Annotated in this window: 14 protein-coding genes; 6 read left to right on the forward strand and 8 right to left on the reverse strand. The window is 72.7% G+C overall.

Going from position 1 to position 15,941, the window contains the following annotated elements; translation table 11 throughout:
- Positions 1-90 precede the first annotated feature (90 nt).
- On the reverse strand, positions 91-1,005 hold the full coding sequence (locus HHX41_RS13615) for an alpha/beta hydrolase (protein ID WP_169982972.1): 915 nt from the start codon (positions 1,003-1,005) through the stop codon (positions 91-93).
- 115 nt (positions 1,006-1,120) lie between these two features.
- Here HHX41_RS13615 and HHX41_RS13620 point away from each other — a divergent pair, with 115 nt between their 5' ends.
- Positions 1,121-1,567 (forward strand): MarR family winged helix-turn-helix transcriptional regulator, encoded by a 447-nt coding sequence (locus HHX41_RS13620; protein ID WP_169982973.1) that lies wholly within the window; start codon positions 1,121-1,123, stop codon positions 1,565-1,567.
- On the opposite strand, the gene HHX41_RS13625 is transcribed toward HHX41_RS13620, so the two are convergent.
- Both HHX41_RS13625 and HHX41_RS13630 read right to left on the reverse strand, forming a co-directional pair.
- Positions 1,562-2,224, reverse strand: coding sequence for a response regulator transcription factor (locus HHX41_RS13625; RefSeq protein ID WP_169982974.1), 663 nt, complete (start codon positions 2,222-2,224; stop codon positions 1,562-1,564). The genes HHX41_RS13620 and HHX41_RS13625 overlap by 6 nt on opposite strands.
- Positions 2,221-3,378, reverse strand: coding sequence for a sensor histidine kinase (locus HHX41_RS13630; RefSeq protein WP_310741975.1), 1,158 nt, complete (start codon positions 3,376-3,378; stop codon positions 2,221-2,223). The genes HHX41_RS13625 and HHX41_RS13630 overlap by 4 nt, the downstream gene beginning before the upstream one ends.
- Positions 3,379-3,686: 308 nt before the next feature.
- Between HHX41_RS13630 and ggt the strand changes: the two genes are divergently transcribed.
- On the forward strand, positions 3,687-5,462 hold the full coding sequence (gene ggt, locus HHX41_RS13635) for a gamma-glutamyltransferase (RefSeq protein ID WP_182906236.1): 1,776 nt from the start codon (positions 3,687-3,689) through the stop codon (positions 5,460-5,462).
- Positions 5,463-5,479: 17 nt separating this feature from the next.
- Here the strand turns inward: ggt and HHX41_RS13640 are convergent, their stop codons facing one another.
- Both HHX41_RS13640 and HHX41_RS13645 read right to left on the reverse strand, forming a co-directional pair.
- A complete protein-coding gene (locus tag HHX41_RS13640) occupies positions 5,480-6,943 on the reverse strand; it encodes an NAD(P)/FAD-dependent oxidoreductase (RefSeq protein WP_182906237.1) in 1,464 nt (487 codons plus the stop codon).
- Positions 6,944-7,275: 332 nt separating this feature from the next.
- Positions 7,276-7,449, reverse strand: a complete 174-nt coding sequence (locus HHX41_RS13645; protein ID WP_169982977.1) for a hypothetical protein — start codon at positions 7,447-7,449, stop codon at positions 7,276-7,278.
- A gap of 150 nt (positions 7,450-7,599) precedes the next feature.
- Between HHX41_RS13645 and HHX41_RS13650 the strand changes: the two genes are divergently transcribed.
- Both HHX41_RS13650 and HHX41_RS13655 read left to right on the forward strand, forming a co-directional pair.
- Positions 7,600-8,403 carry an SURF1 family protein gene (locus HHX41_RS13650; RefSeq protein WP_182906238.1) on the forward strand — a complete coding sequence of 268 codons (804 nt, stop codon included), beginning with the start codon at positions 7,600-7,602 and terminating at the stop codon, positions 8,401-8,403.
- Between the two features lie 84 nt (positions 8,404-8,487).
- Positions 8,488-8,799, forward strand: coding sequence for a DUF3817 domain-containing protein (locus tag HHX41_RS13655; RefSeq protein ID WP_169982979.1), 312 nt, complete (start codon positions 8,488-8,490; stop codon positions 8,797-8,799).
- Positions 8,800-9,006: 207 nt separating this feature from the next.
- Here HHX41_RS13655 and HHX41_RS13660 read toward each other — a convergent pair whose 3' ends face one another.
- From HHX41_RS13660 to HHX41_RS13670, 3 genes are all read right to left on the reverse strand, one after another.
- Positions 9,007-9,201: a hypothetical protein gene (locus HHX41_RS13660; protein WP_169982980.1), complete on the reverse strand. Its 195-nt coding sequence runs from the start codon at positions 9,199-9,201 to the stop codon at positions 9,007-9,009.
- 396 nt (positions 9,202-9,597) lie between these two features.
- Positions 9,598-10,191: a hemerythrin domain-containing protein gene (locus tag HHX41_RS13665; protein ID WP_249350140.1), complete on the reverse strand. Its 594-nt coding sequence runs from the start codon at positions 10,189-10,191 to the stop codon at positions 9,598-9,600.
- 151 nt (positions 10,192-10,342) lie between these two features.
- Positions 10,343-11,227, reverse strand: coding sequence for an arylamine N-acetyltransferase (locus HHX41_RS13670; RefSeq protein ID WP_310741976.1), 885 nt, complete (start codon positions 11,225-11,227; stop codon positions 10,343-10,345).
- A gap of 97 nt (positions 11,228-11,324) precedes the next feature.
- On the opposite strand from HHX41_RS13670, the gene HHX41_RS13675 reads away from it, so the two are divergent.
- Positions 11,325-12,014 (forward strand): response regulator transcription factor, encoded by a 690-nt coding sequence (locus HHX41_RS13675; RefSeq protein WP_169982981.1) that lies wholly within the window; start codon positions 11,325-11,327, stop codon positions 12,012-12,014.
- A 28-nt stretch (positions 12,015-12,042) separates the two neighbouring features.
- On the forward strand, positions 12,043-15,933 hold the full coding sequence (locus HHX41_RS39675; protein WP_220504013.1) for a DUF4153 domain-containing protein: 3,891 nt from the start codon (positions 12,043-12,045) through the stop codon (positions 15,931-15,933).
- The last annotated feature ends 8 nt before the right edge of the window (positions 15,934-15,941 follow it).

The raw sequence follows: 15,941 nt of genomic DNA on the forward strand, positions 1-15,941 counted from the left end.
TCGGTTCCGCCGGCCCGGGCCGCCGCGGGCCGGTGGAACCGCCGGTCCGCGCGCCCCGGCGGCCCGCTGCGGCGCCGTCGGGCCCGGACGTCAGCCCACTCCAGGTGTCTCGTGCCCGGCCTCCACCCGTACGGACAGGAAGCGGGCGGCCTCGTCGAGCGCCTCGTCGGCCTCGTCGAGGTGGCCGAAGTGGTTCTGGAACACGTGCGGCACCTGCGCCCAGACCCGCAGCGTGACGTCCACGTCGTCCGCGGCGGCGCGTGCGGCGAGCCGGACGGCGTCGTCCAGCAGGAGTTCGTTCGAGCCGGCCTGTACCAGCAACGGGGACAGGCCCCGCAGGTCGGCGAACACGGGACTCGCCAGTGGGTGGGCGGGGTCCTGGCCGGCCAGGTAGTGGGTGGCGAACGCCTGGATCGCCTCCGGGGTGAAGATCGGGTCGGCCTCCTTCTTCGTGCTCATGCTCTGCCCGCCGAGTGTCAGGTCGACCCACGGGGAGAAGACGACCGCGCCCGCCGGCTGAGGCAGGCCGGCGTCGCGGGCCGCGACCAGGGTGGCGACGGCGAGCCCGCCACCGGCGGAGTCTCCGGCGAGCACCAGTTCCTCCGGTCGTACGCCCTCGTCGAGCAGTGCCCGGTAGGCGGCGAGACCGTCGTCCACCGCTGCGGGGAAGGGGTGTTCGGGGGCCAGCCGGTAGTCCAGCGACGTCGTGCGCAGCCGGGCACGAGACGCCAACTGGGCGGTGATCCCCGTGTGCGTGCCGGGCGACCCCACGACGTAGCCGCCTCCGTGGAGATAGAGCAGCCGCCCGCGACCGGTGGCGGTGGCCGGGGTCAGGTCGAGCGCGGGACGGCCGCCGAGCACCGTCTCGCGCACCGCGACGTCGTCGGGCCGGGGCCGGGACAGGGCGCCGGCGAATCCGGCGCGCTGCTCCGCCAGCGTCGGGTTCGGGTGGACGGGAGCGTTGCGGTGCAGGGCGTCGACGGCCTCGCGCTGCTTGCGGGTCATCCGGACCTCCATGGGGATCGAGGGTGAGAGAATGCATTACTTGTAATGCACTTGTGTGACCCCTCAACCTGATTCCAGAGAAGATGATTCCTTGGAATCCATGAAAGCGGTATCTGTGACGGATGTCACTCGCCTGTTCGTCGACCTCGTCCGCGTGGAGACCCGGCTGTACAACGCGGTGAGCGACCGGCTGCGCGCCGAGCACGGCGTCAGCCTGGGTCAGTTCGAGTTCCTGGAGATCATCGACCGCCGCCCCGGGTGCCGGGTGCTCGACATCGTGCGCGAGGTGGGCATCACCGTCGGCGCCGTGAGCAAGGCGGTCGACCGGCTCGAGAGCGCGGGCTGGTGCGTGCGCGCGGCACATCCGGAGGACCGGCGGTCCTCCGTGCTCAGCCTCACGCCGGAAGGCGCACGGATCCTGGCCGCCGCACGCCCCACCGTCGCGGACGAGCTGGCCGCCCGCACGGCCACCGTCCCCGCCGCCGACCTCGCCCGGACCGCCGTGACACTCGCCGCCCTGCGCGCGGTGCTGGAGGAGCGCCCTCAGGACGGGTCCTCATAGCCAGCCGGGCTTGACCAGGCCCGACTCGTACGCGATGACCACGAGCTGGGCCCGGTCGCGGGCGTGGAGCTTGGTCATCGTCCGGCTCACGTGGGTCTTGGCCGTCGCCGGGGACATGTAGAGCCGGGTGGCGATCTCGTCGTTCGTCATGCCGGTGCCCACGAGCGCGAGCACCTCCCGCTCCCGATCGGTCAGCGCGTCGAGGCTGGTCGCGATGCCCGGCTCCTTGGCGCGGGCGACGTACTCGGCGATGAGCCTGCGCGTCACGCCGGGGGACAGCAGCGCGTCGCCGGAGGCCACAACCCGGACGGCCTGGATCAGCTCGGCCGGCTCGGTGTCCTTGACCAGGAAGCCGCTCGCGCCGCCGCGCAGGGCCTCGAAGACGTACTCGTCCAGCTCGAACGTGGTGAGCATGACGATCTTCACGTCGGTGAGGGCGGGGTCGTCCCCGATGCGGCGGGTGGCCGTGAGTCCGTCGGTGCCGGGCATGCGGATGTCCATCAGCACGACGTCGGGGCGCAGGTCCCGGGTGAGCTGGACGGCCTGCTCGCCGTCCCCGGCCTCGCCCACGACGGTCATGCCCTCCTGCGCGTCGAGCAGGGCCCGGAACCCGGCCCGTACCAGCGCCTGGTCGTCGGCGAGCAGGACGCGTATCAATTCGGCTCCTTCAGTCCGGCGGATGGGGGGAGGGGGAGGCGGGCCTGCACCTGGAAGCCACCGCCCGGCCGGGGGCCGGCCGTCAGCGACCCACCGAGCGCGGCGGCCCGCTCCCGCATGCCGGGGATGCCGTTGCCGCCGCCCAGGCTTGTCTCGGCCCGTGCCGCGCCCGCGCCGTCGTCCTCGACCGCCACGACCAGCTCCTCCGGCGCGTACGCGACGCGGACGGTCACCCGCGAACCGGGCGCGTGGCGCGAGACGTTCGTCAGCGACTCCTGGACGATCCGGTAGCCGGCCCGGTCGACGCTCGCGGGCAGCGGGCGTTCCCGCCCGGCGACCTCCAGCCTGACCTGCAGGCCGCTGCGCCCGGTCAGGTCGGCCAGGTGGGCCATCCCGGCGGTGGGGGAGCGCGGGGCGCCGTCCCTGAGCAGGTCGAGCACGCCGCGCATCTCGGTCAGCACGTCCTTGGACGCCTGCTTGATCGTGCTCAGCGCGGTGCGGGCCTGCTCGGGGTGGTCGTCCAGCAGGTGCAGTGCGGTGGACGCCTGGACGTGGATCAGCGAGATGTTGTGGGCGAGCACGTCGTGCAGCTCCTGGGCCATGGTCAGTCGTTCCTCGCTCGCCTGCCGCCTGGCCTCCTCCCGCTCGACCCGCTCGCGTTCGGCGAGGCGCTCGCGGCGCACGCGGTAGAACTCCGCGACGGTCAGCGTGAGCAGCAGGTACGCCGCGACGGCGGTGTGGTGGAAGAGACTCGCCTGATGGGGGATGAGCCAGGTGGCGTAGGCGACCACGAACAGGAAGAACGCCGTCGACGACAGCCACGCCGCGCGGCGGTGCCCGGACAGCACCGCGTTGAAAATCACGATGATCGGGCTGAGGAACACGGGCCCGTACGCGTAGTCGAACAGCATGTAGACCGAGGTCGCCGTCAGCGTGACGGTCAGCGCGGCGACCGGGTACCGGCGGCGCAGCGCGATCGCGAACGCCCCCACCAGCAGCAGCGCGTAACCCCACCATGTCAGCGGCACCCGCCCGAGGTCGGGGTTGCGCAGCTGCCAGTATTGGGCGCCCATCGACAGGAACACCTGGGCGATCCCGACGATGACCGGCAGGACGGGATCGATGCGGTGATACAACGCGGAACCGGGGCGCACACCCGCACGCTAGGCCATCGTCGCAGGCGGCCGCATCCGCCGGCCGCCGCAGTCGGTCGTACGACGGACGGAGTATGTTCCGCTCGCCTGGTCTCCCCGCGTCGCCCGTCGCCCTGCCTCATCGTGGTCGGCACTGCGAGACGAACATCATTCACGCGAACGGCGGCTCGTTTCCCCGCTAACTCCTCAGTCCCGTTCCTCAGGCCGGCCGCGCAGTGGCCGGACGTCCAAATGCGGACAATCTCGCAGCGATTCTGACCTCCGTGAGTCATGCTGGAGTGATCGCGCGTGTGGTGGAGGTGCCAGGCATGAGGAGCGTCGTCGTCACTTCGCTGGGACTGGTCACGCTGGCGGGCCTCCTCGCCCCGCCCGCCCGGGCCGGCGTGCATCCTCCACCTCCGCAGGAGGTCAAGCGGCCGGTCGCGGAGGGGTACGGCGGGGCCGTGGCGACCGTGGACCTCGACGCGAGCAAGGCCGCGCTCTCGGTGCTGCGCCAGGGCGGCAACGCGATGGACGCGGCGGTGGCGGGGGCGGCGGCGCTGGGCGTGACCGAGCCCTACTCGGCCGGGCTGGCCGGGGGCGGCTTCATCGTCTACTACGACGCCCGCAGGCGGAAGGTGACCACGATCGACGGGCGGGAGACCGCCCCGCGGGCGATGACCTCGACGGCGTTCGAGGGCATCCCGTTCGACGAGGCCGTCACCAGCGGGCTGTCGGTCGGCGTCCCCGGCAGCGTGGCGCAGTGGGACATGGCGCTGCGCCGGTACGGCACGATGCCGCTGCGGCAGGCGCTGCGCCCCGCGATCGAGATCGCCGAGAAGGGCTTCGTCGTCGACCAGACGTTCCACGACCAGACGCAGCAGAACGCCGGCCGCTTCGCCGACTTCACCTCGACCGCCTCGCTCTACCTGCCGGGCGGGCAGCCGCCGCCGGTCGGCTCGGTCTTCCGCAACCCCGACCTCGCGCGCACCTACCGTGAGCTGGGCATCCGCGGCCCGGCCTGGTTGTACGGCGGCGCGCTCGGGCGGGAGATCGTCGCCACCGTGAAGAAGCCGCCGGTGCGCCAGGGGGCCGCCAGGAACGTCAGGACCGGCCTGATGGAGGTCTCCGACCTTACGGCTTACCGGGCGCTCGAACGGCCGCCCACCAAGGTCACGTACAAGGGCCTCGACGTGTACGGCATGGCGCCGCCGTCGTCCGGCGGATCGACCGTGGGGGAGGCGCTGAAGATCCTGGAGGCCCTCCCGAAGGTCGGCCTGCACGAATACCTGGAGGCGTCCCGGCTCGCCTTCGCCGACCGCAACGCCTACGTCGGCGACCCGGCGTACGTGGACGTGCCGCTGGATCAGCTGCTCTCCGACGGGTTCGCCAAGGAGCGCGCCTGCCTGATCGGCCCGCGGGCGATGGCGCACCCCGCCGCGCCCGGGTCGCCCGACGGGTCCTACTCCTCGTGCGCCTCCGCGGCTCCGGCGGCCTCGGCGCCCGAGGAGAAGAAGGAGGGGCCGGAGACCACCCACCTCGTGGTGACCGACCGCTGGGGCGACGTGGCGGCCTACAACATCACGATCGAGCAGACCGGCGGCAGCGGCATCGTGGTGCCCGGCCGCGGCATCCTGCTCAACAACGAGCTGACCGACTTCACCTTCGGCCCGGCGCCGGGCGACCCGAACCTGCCCGCGCCCGGCAAGCGCCCGAGGTCGTCCATGGCCCCCACCATCGTGCTCAAGGACGGCGGGCCGCTGCTCGCCGTCGGCTCACCCGGCGGCGCGACGATCATCACGACCGTGCTGCAGATCCTGGTGAACCGGCTCGACTTCGGCATGTCGCTCCCGGAGGCCGTGGCCGCGCCCCGCGCCTCGCAGCGCAACACCGCCGCCACCCAGGCCGAGCCCGCGTTCACCGAGCGGTACGGCGCGGAGCTGACCGCGCTCGGTCACACGCTGACGGACGTCCCCGGGCCGCCGGCGGGGGAGATCGGCGCGGCGACCGGCCTGGAGTTCCTGCGGAACGGCCGTGTCCAGGCGGTCGCCGAGCCCGCGCGGCGCGGCGGAGGCAGCGCCCTCGTGGTCAGCACACGTCGCTGATCAGGTCAGCCCTCTAGTCAGCCTCGGGCGCCGATGAGCTCGTAGGCCTCCGGCTTCACCTTCCGGGTGCGTGCCCAGTACTCGAAGGTGAAGCCAGGCCAGAGCGTGCGGTTCTTGCCGTGCTCGTCCAGATACCAGCTGGTGCAGCCGCCCTCGCTCCAGACCAGCCGGTCGAGCCGCCGCTGCAGGCGGTCGTTGTAGGCCCGCTGCGCCGACGGCCGTACGTCCAGGGCCTTCGCCTTGGTCTTCGACAGCAGCCGCAGGCAGTCCATGACGTACCGGACCTGCGCTTCGATCATGAAGACGACCGAGGTGTGCGCGAGGCCGGTGTTGGGGCCGAGCAGGAAGAACAGGTTGGGGAAGCCGGCGGTGGTGACGCCGTGGTAGGCCTCGATGCCGTCGCGCCACGCGTCCTGGATCTTGACGCCGCTCCTGCCGACGATCCGCTGCTCGTTGAGGGAGTCGACCACCCGGAAGCCCGTGCCGTACACGATCACGTCGACCTCGTGCTCGCGCCCCGCGGCGTCCACGACCGACCGCTCCCTGATCTCGGTGATCCGGTCGGTGACCAGCTCGACGTTGTCCCTGGTCAGAGCGGGATAGTAGTCGCTGGACTGCAGGATGCGCTTGCAGCCGATGGTGTAGTCGGGCGTCAGCTTCGCGTGCAGCGCGGGGTCGGGCACCTGCCGGGCCAGGTGCCGCTCGGCCAACGCCTGGTGGGCCTTCATCAGCCGGGGGCTGATCGTGAAGCCCACGGCCCGGGCCTCCAGCAGCCAGTAGACGGCGTCGCGCAGCAGGCGGGCGCCGACCGGCGTCTCCATGGCCCGCTTCAGCCGCCCGTCGATCGGCAGGTCCGGTCTGGGCTGGATCCACGGCGGGGTGCGCTGGAAGACGGTGAGCCGGCTCGCCTGCTCGGCGACGACCGGGACGAACTGGACCGCCGACGCGCCGGTGCCGACGACCGCGACGCGCCTGCCGTTCAGGTCCGCGGAGTGGTCCCACCGGGCGGAGTGGAACGCGGTGCCGGTGAAGCGCTCACGGCCGGGGATCTCGGGGAGCGACGGCACGTGCAGGGCGCCGATGCCGGACACGACGGCGTGGGTTTCGAAGGTCTCCCCGTCGCCGGTCGACACTCGCCACAGGGCCCGCTCGTCGTCGTACTCCAGCCCGCAGACCTCGGTGCCGAACCGCAGGTGGGGCTCCAGGCCGTACTTGCGGGCGCAGGCCCGCATGTAGTCCCAGATCTCCTCCTGAGGGGAGAACAGCCGCGACCAGCCGTGGTTGAGCTCGAACGAGAAGGAGTACAGCGGCGAGGGGACGTCGCAGGCGCAGCCGGGATAGGTGTTGTCCCGCCAGGTGCCGCCGAGCTCGCCGGCCTTCTCCAGGATCACGAAGTCGTGGTAGCCGGCCTCCTTCAGCTTGATGGCCATGCAGAGCCCGGCGAACCCGGAACCGATGATCGTGACGCCCGGACTGGGCATGCGTCCTCCCCGTCCTATTGGAACTTCGTCCAATATATTCGCGTCCGTACGCCGGGGTCTAGCAGCACAGCCCAGCAACACGGTCCAGCAGCACAGTCCAGCAAGACAGTCCAGCAGCACAGCCCGGCAGCACAGTGCGGCTTAAGCCCGCGGTGGTGGCGCCTATCCGGTGACGGCCAGAGAAGGCACTTGGCCGTTGTGGGGACGTTTGTGGCTCTCCGTCACCTTACGTCGCATCGGGCGGTTTTCGGGCCGGCCGTTCGCCTGGATGGGGCGCGCGGGCATGACAAAGCCGCCGACGGGCGCGGTCGTCGGCGGCTGGTACAGGTATGTCAGCGAACCAGGAGGTAGGCCACCACAGCGAGGATCACGACGACCGCCGCGCCGACGGCGATCCAAATCGGCAGGCGGGACGGCTGCTCGCTGGAAGCCGCCGTGTCCTGCTGCTGCGCGAAGGCACGGAAAGCCTGGGTGTTTCCGGCCGGGTCGATCTGAGGGTCGGACATGACCAAGACTCTAGCGACACACGATGTGCCCCGGCTGTGATTTGTCGGATTTTGCCCTCTGGTAGCGCTGACTTGCGGCTCCTCCTCGCCGTCGCCCGTGACACCGGCGCGAATACCGGACCGGTGCGACCGGCGGATAGCGTTGTATCCATGCTCCGCACCCTCCTGGCTCCCCGGCTGGTGGCCCTGCACCTGCTGGTCATCGGGGTGCTCGTGTCCTTCACCTTCCTCGGCCGCTGGCAACTCGGCGTCTTCGAGGCGTCGGGCGCCCCACGGCGGGCCCCCGACCCGGCGCCCGTCGCCGTCACCGAACTGACCCAGGTGGGCCGGCACGTCAGCGGTGCCGCGATCAGCCGCAAAGTGACCGCCACGGGGACCTTCGACGCCGCGAACCAGTTGCTGGTGGCCGATCGGGTCGCCGACGTCGGCGCCCCCGGCGGCAGGGCGGCCCGGGGGGGCGGATTCTGGCTGCTCACCCCGCTGCGGCTCGCCGACGGCACGGTCGTCCCCGTCGTACGCGGCTGGGTCGCGACGGCGGCCGACCCCGCCGCGGCCGTGCCCGAGGGCGCCGTCACGGTGACCGGACGGCTGCGGCCGGCCGAGCAGACCGACGACGTGATGCGCAGCGGCAACCTGCCGCGCGGCCAGGTGGCGACCGTGTCGACGGCGGAGCTGATCAACGTGTGGCCGGACGCGCGGGTGCGGGACGGGTTCGTCGTCGTGACCGCCCAGGAGCCGCCGTCCCGCGCGACGCCGGTGGCCGTGTCCGCGCCGACCCAGGGCGGCGGCTTCACCTGGCGGAACCTGGCTTACGCCCTCCAGTGGTGGATCTTCGCGCTGTTCGCCGTGTACATGTGGTTCCACTTCGTCCGCGACGCCCTGCGCGGGCGGCGGAACCGGGAGGAGCGGCGGGAGGCGGAGCCGGCCGGGCCCGCCGCGCACGCCGAGGCCTGACGGGCCCTGGAGCCCGGACCGCCGCCTCGCACGGATATCGTGTGGTGACCGTTTCCCCAGCACCCAGCAGAGGTATTGATCGACGTGGAATCCGCGCTCAACTTCTACCGCGTCATGGCCTACATCGTCGGCGTGATGCTGCTCGTGCTGTGTGCCGGCATGGTCGTCAAGTACGGTTTCGACAACAACACGATGGTCGCGGTCGTCGGGCCGATCCACGGCTTCCTGTACATGGTCTATCTGGTTGCCGCGATCAACCTGGGCCTGATCAAGGCTCGCTGGTCGGTCGGCTACCTGCTGCTCGTGCTCGTCGCGGGCACGATCCCGTTCCTGTCGTTCGTCCTGGAGCGGAACGTCACCGACCGGGTCCGCAGGAGGATCGCGACCGCCTCGTGAGCGCCGCCTCATAGGACACCGGCTCGTTGAACACCGGCTCCTGAACGCGACCGGCCGGGCGCCGTGACGGCGCCCGGCCGGGGGTGTGCGCGAGGTCTGGAGCAGGCCGCTCAGTAGAGCAGCCGCCCAGTAGAACAGCTGCCCAGTAGAACAGTTGCCCAGTAGAACAGTTGCCCAGTAGAACAGTTGCTCAGTGGGACAGGCCGCTCAGCCGCCGATCTGGCGCCGGCGGATGCGCCGCAGCCGTGCCCGCTGCGACTCGTCCAGCATGAAGTAGGCGACGATCGGCGCTCCCAGCGCGCCGATCGCGATCAGCCAGGCCAGGAGCGCCGGCACCGGAAGGATGAAGACCAGCACGGCCACCACCGCCGCGCCCACGTAGTACTTGCCCAGTGGCGACATCGTCAGGCCTTTCGTGTCGGGTCCCGCGCGGGGCGTCGTCCCGCGTCGCTGGGAGAACGTCCGAAGTCCGGGCCGAGTTCCGCGAACGGCCGCCGGGAGGAAACGCACGGCCTCGTCGTCCGTCGAACGACGCCGTCGCCGAGGCGTGCACGCGTGTGGTGGTCCCGGGCCGTGGCGACCGGAGCATCGGCCCTGGCCCCCCGCTGAGGCGACCGCGCCGCGGCGCTTGGGAAGGACTGATCGTCTCCCATCCGGCGCCGCGGCGCGGCGCGGTGCAGAGGGCGCGCCCCGGACGGCCCCGGCCCGCGCACTCACGTGGGCCGGGATTCCGGTCCGGAGGCACGGACCCCGGCCTCGGCGGTTCCGCCGCGCCCCCTGCGGCGGAACGCCCGAAAATCAGCCTTCGCCGGACTCCTGCTTGCCCATCGCCTTGCGGATCAGGTCGCGGGCACGATCCATGATCGCGATTGGCGTCCCGATCAGGATGTTCGCGGTCGCCGACTCGACCCCGGGGTGCGGGTGCGTGGGTGCCATCGCCTCGACGGCCTTGACGCCCACGCCCATGGCCTTGCGCTCGGCCTCGGACGTGCTCGCCTTGAGCTCGGAGAACTCGTAGCGCTCCTCGGCGGCGGCGTGGGCGAACACGGCGGCCCGCAGTCTCTCCAGTTCCCGGGAGAACTCCGCCGTCGTCACGTCCATGTCGTCGAGGCGGCTGAGCAGTTCCTTCGCCTCTTCCTCCTCCTGCAGACGGTTGTCCACGATCGTGTCGCCGCCGACCAGCTTGCGCCGCGCGTAGGGGTGGACGATCTCCTCCTCCGCCGTCTCGTGAACGGCGAGCAGGCGGACGAGCCGGCTGAAGGCCTCCTTGCGCTCCTCCCCTTGGCACCTGTCGACCTCGTCGAACAGCTCCCGGATGAGAGCGTGCTGGTGGATCAGGAGATCGATCACGTCGTTCTCCCGCATGGTCTCCGGCCTTGACTGGCGGTCCATTAGCGCCTCCTTCCTGGTCATATCGGGGCTACCCGTAACCCGGGAGCGAAACCCATGACCTGCGGATTCGGTGCGCGAGGGCGCTTGACGCGGCCTTGTGGGACGGGCGCGCGCCCGGCGTGGATCGTGCGGACGGGGCGCCGTCCCCGGCTCAGGCGGACTGCCGGGCGGCCAGCCACTCCTCGTGGGCGGCGAGTAGCCGGGACCACAGCGCGTCCTTCTCCGCGGCGGAGACGTCGTCCAGCGTCATGCCGTAGACGTCCGAGAGCGCGGCGAAGTAGTCCTCCCGGCGCTCCAGCGTCACCGAGGCGCCCGGCCCGCCTCCGGTGGGCGGGAGACCGACGCGCGTGAGCACGAGCCCCCTGAGCAGGTCGACCCCGGCCGCGTCGCGCCGCTGCACGGACGCGACCCGGACGAATCCCGACTCGGGGGATGTGGACAGCCATTCGTGTGTGGTCTGGAAGGCGCCCATCTCCGTCGGTCCCGGACGGAAGTCCATGCCGCTGAAGCTGCCGCGCGGATCGTGGTCGAACCGCCAGCCGCCCGGCTCGGCCTCCGACCGGCGCAGGGCGTACCGGAACGGGCCCTGCCGGTAGACGCCCTCGACCAGCGGGATCGGCTCGTGGATCGCGTCGCCCAGCCCGGCGTCGACCAGCCACCGCCCGCCGGGATTGGCGTCCGTCGGCAGGCCGCTCACCGTCAGGGCCAGGTGGTTGCCCGTGGCCCCGGCGGGCTCCTCGGGCGTGCCCTGGACGCCGCCGAAGTGCGGCGTGACCGCGTAGCCCAGCAGCCGCAGGAGCACCGAGAACGCGCCGTTCAGGTGGCAGCAGTATCCGCCGCGCCCGCGCATGATCCGCTGCCACGACTCGGCCGGGTCGATCGTGGTCGGCCGGCCCAGCCAGATCTCCAGGTTCTCGTACGGAACCCGCTCGACGTGCGCCGCCTGGAGCCGGAACAGCTCCTCCGCACTCGGCGGGCCGCTCGACCGCAGGCCGAGCCGTCGCAGGTAGTCCTCCGCATGCAGCGTCCGATCCACATGGCCACGCTAGCGCGGGCGGCCGACGTTTCCGGTGCACGGGATCTGCACATTTCCGGACGGCAGCTCTGCACAGGGGGGATCTACGCTTCCGTGCATGGCAACCCCGCAGCAACGCCGTGTCCTCGTCGTCGAGGACGACGACACCATCGCCAACGCCGTACGGCTCCGGCTCGTGGCGGAGGGCTTCGACGTCCGCGTCGTGAGCGACGGCGAGGCGGCGCTCGCGGCCTACGCGAAGGCGGAGCCCGACGTCGTCGTCCTCGACCGGCTGCTGCCGGGCCTGGACGGGCTCGAGGTGTGCCGCAGGATGCAGGCGGCCCGGCCGGTTCCGGTGCTCATGCTCACCGCGCTCGGCGAGGAGACCGATGTGCTGGTCGGGCTGGGCGTGGGCGCCGACGACTACATCACGAAGCCGTTCAGCATGCGGGAGCTCGTCGCGAGGATCCACGCGCTGCTGCGGCGGGTGGAGCGGGCGAGCCTGCTGGCCCACGAGGACACGGTGATCAGGATCGGCGACGTCGAGATCAACACGGCCGAGCGCCGCGTGTTCGTCCGGGGGACCGAGGCCCAGCTCACCCGGACCGAGTTCGACCTGCTGCGGCGTCTCGCCGAGCGGCCCGGCCACGTATTCGAGCGCGAGCGGCTGCTGTCGGACATCTGGGGCTTCTCCGAGGCCGCCGCGACCCGGACCGTGGACAGTCACGTCCGCGCGCTGCGCCGCAAGCTCGGCCCGGAGGTCGTCCGTACCGTCCATGGCGTTGGATACGCGCTCGTCCGTCCGTGACGCGCACCGCAACGGAGAAAGCCAGGCGATGAGGCCGCTCGACTTCCTCGGCCGGATCAAGGTCAAGCTCGGCATCGTGATCGTGCTCGCCGTGGTCGCGGCGTTCGTCGTCAACGAGGTCGGCATCAACTCCGGCCTGTCCAGGGATCTCAGGATCGCGATCGCCGTCGTGCTCGCGCTGATCATGGTGCAGCTCCTCGCCCGCGGCATGATCCGGCCGCTGCGCGAGATGGCCGCCGCCGCGCAGACGATCGCCAAGGGCCGGTACGGCCTGCGCGTGACGGCGACGTCCCGCGACGAGGTGGGGGAGCTGGCACGGGCGTTCAACGCCATGGCGGCCGACCTCGCCGAGGTCGACCGGCAACGGCGCGAGCTGGTGGCCAACGTCAGCCACGAGCTGCGCACGCCCATCACCGGCCTGCAGGCCGTGCTGGAGAACGTCGTGGACGGCGTCACGCCGCCCGACCTCGACACCCTGGGCACGGCCCTCGCCCAGACGCAGCGGCTCGGCCGCCTGGTGGCCCAGCTCCTCGACCTGTCGCGGCTCGACTCGGGGGCGCGGCTGATCGAGCCGGAGGAGCTGGACCTGGCGTCACTGTGCCGCCAGGCCGTCTCGGAGGCGGCTCTCGCGCGCGACGACGTGACGGTGGTGAGCGCCGTCCCGCCGGGGACGGCGCTGTCGGCCGACGCGGCCCTGCTCGCCCAGGTGCTGGCCAACCTGCTCGACAACGCCGTACGGCACAGCCCGTCCGGCGGCACGGTCCGGGTGGAGGCGCGGGCCGCCGGGCCGAATCTGGAGATCGGCGTCACCGACGAGGGCCCCGGCATCCCGCCGGCGGAGCGGGCCCGGGTGTTCGAGCGCTTCTCGCGCCTCGACGCCGGGCGGGCCGCCGACGCAGGCGGGGCCGGGCTCGGGCTGGCCATCGCCAAGGAGATCGTCGAGCTGCACGGCGGGTCGATCTCGGTGGCGGACCCGCTCCCGGTCGCGAGACGGCCCGCGGGGAGAGGCCGGGGGACGGCCCCGGGGTGCCGGATGGTCGTGGCGCTGCCGCGTCAGGGGGAGCCGGCGGCGGGGGAGAGCGTGGACGGACCCGTCCACGTCGGCGAACGAAGGGGGAACATGGAAATCGAGGCGGGCGGAGGTCACACCGTCGGACGACACGACGGGGACGTCGTCGGTTCACCCGCAGCCGCCGGGATCGGCCCGGCCCGGGCCGGCGCCACCGCGGCCGGAGGGTCATCCGGAAGCGAAGACGCGGACGGTCACCCCCACGAAGCAACCCGTGGTGGCCGGGCGCGAGCCGAGGAGGACGAGCGCCCCGAGGCCGGCCACACGGAGAGCCCGGAGCCTCTCCGGGCCGCCGGCGTCTCTTCGCCGCCCGGACGCGCCGAAGCCGGTCACCTCGGCGCAGGGGAGCACCGCCCCTCCGGCGACGGCACGGGTGACGGGGACGCCCTCGGCACGCGGGGCGAGGACGCGTGGCCGTCCTCGCCCGTGACCGCCGACGGTGATGGGCGATCCGGGGAGCGGCAGGTGGAGAGCTTCGAGCCCTCCCGCGAGGCCCCGGCTCCGCCTCGGCGGACCGGGACCGCGGAGACCGGTCACGATCGGGCGGGGGACCTCGGCATCTCACCGGACGGCATCGCCGGCAGCGACGGCGGCGAGGACCGGGAGGATCCCCGGCGGCAGGGACTCGTCCGCGCCCGGGCGGACCAGCCGTACCCGGTTCCACCGGCCGGAGGCGCCGGCGTGCCGGGACAGGTGTTCGCACCGCGGGCCGGGGTGCCCTACGACCCTGCCGGGCACGTGGCGCGGGCGGCTCTCGGGGCGGGCGTCGGCATGTTCGCGGGATTCCTCGCCGGGCTGATCGCCCCGGTCTTCCTCGGCGTGGGGAGCCTGGGCATCGTCTCTTTGGCGCTGTTCACCGCCGTCGGGGCGATCGTGGGAGCGGCGCGCGGCTCGTCGACGGCCCGGCGGGCCGCGGCGACGGCCGCGAGCGCGCCCCCGCCGCCGTGGTACACCACCCGGCCCACGCCCGCGACAGGCACCGTGTCCGGTTCCGCCGTGCCGGCGTCCGGTTCCCCCGAGGGGGCATCCGTGCCGGTGGCGGTCACCATGAGCACCGAACCCGGTTCGCGTCCGGGGCCACCGGGATCGTCCGTTCCCACCATGGCCGCGGCCGTCCACAGCGTGAGCGTCTCGCCGCCTCCGGTTCCCGCCACGCCGGGGGGCACTCCTCCGGAGAACCCGGCGGGCCCGCGTGTCCAGGGGCACGCGCAGCCGCGGCAGGTCTCCCCGGAGGCGTCCATGCCGTCCATGCCGTCCATGCCGTCCATGCCGTTCACGCCGTCCACGCCGTCCATGCCGCCGGTGCCCCCCGTGCCCGGCGCGCACGCGCCGGGGCGGTATCCCCCGCCGCCCGCCTACGTGCCGCCGCCGCTGTTCCCGAGGCCGGACCTGCCGGAGGCCCCCCGCTGGCTGCTGCCGGCCGCCGCCGCGGCGGGCCTGGTCGCCGCCGTGACCCTGCCGTACACGTCGGCGGGGCTGGGCCTCGTGCTGACGGCGGTCGCGTTGGGGGCGGCGGCGTTCCCCGCGGTGCTGCCGCTCCGCCGCGGCCGGGTCACCCCGTGGACCCTGGCCTTCGGCCTCCTGGCGTACGCGCTGGTCTCCGTGGCGCTCTTCCGCGACGCCGAATGGCTGGTCGGGCCGGTGCTGCTGGCCGCGTTCGGAGTGGGATCCCTCGCGCTGTCGGGCGGTGGCCGGGGCTGGCTCGCCGTGATCAGGGGAGGGATCTCGGTGGCGCTCGCGGCGCTGCCGACGCCGTGGTTCCTGGCCGGGCCGATCCGTACCCTGGCGCGGCGGCGGCGGATGCTGCCCACGCTGGTCAGCGCCGCCGTGACCGTCGTGCTGCTGGCCGTCTTCGGCCTGCTGTTCTCCTCCGCCGACGCCGTCTTCTCGGCCTTCCTCAGCGACCTGCTGCGGACGCCGGAATGGGCACAGAGCCTGCCGTACCGGGTCTTCGTGTTCTGCGTGTTCGCGGTGCTGGCCGCGGCGGCGGTGCTGGTGGGCCTGCGCCCGGTGGCCGAGCCCGCCGCGCCCGACCTGCGGATGTCCCTCGGGCGCCAGGTGTGGGTGATCCCGCTGGCCGGGCTGAACCTGCTGTTCGCGGCGTTCGTGACCGTGCAGATCACGGTGCTGTTCGGCGGAAGCCGCAGGGTGCTGTCGACGGCGGGGCTCACCTACGCGGAGTACGCGAGGTCGGGCTTCTTCGAACTCGTCACGGTCAGTCTCTTCGTGCTCGGCGTCGTGGCCGCCGCGGTCGCCCTGCTGCGCCTGCGCGGCCGGGCCGACCGCTGGGTGCTCGCCGTGCTGCTCGGCCTGCTGTGCGCGTTCACGCTGGTCATCCTCGCCTCGGCGCTGCATCGCATCGGCCTCTACACCGACGCGTACGGCCTGTCGCGGCTGCGGGCCTCGGTGGTGGCGACGATCTGGTGGCTCGGCGCGGTGTTCGTGCTGGTGCTCGCGGCTGGGGCGGTGCGGCTGTTCGGCGGCGGCACGTCCTGGTTCTTCCGGGGGCTCGTGCTGCTCACCGGGGTGTCGCTGCTGGCGTTCGCGGTCTGGGACCCCGACGCGCGGGTGGCCGAGACCCAGCTCACGATCCGGGGTGTCGAGCGGCTCGACCACGGCTACCTGGGCGATCTGGGGGCGGAGGCCGTGCCGATCCTGGACCGCCTGCCCGAACCGGACCGCAGCTGCGTGCTGAGCGACGTGGTCGCGGTCAACGGCCTCCGCGAGCCGGACCCCTGGAACGGCTGGAACCTCGCCCGCGCCCGCGCCCGTGAGGTGCTGGAGCGCAGGCCCGTCGTGCGGCCCGACGACTGCCCCGCTTCGTCGCGTGTGCCCGGACCGTACGACTGATCTAATCG

It is taken from the genome of Microbispora sp. H13382 (genome assembly GCF_014161445.1).
Lineage (GTDB): Bacteria > Actinomycetota > Actinomycetes > Streptosporangiales > Streptosporangiaceae > Microbispora.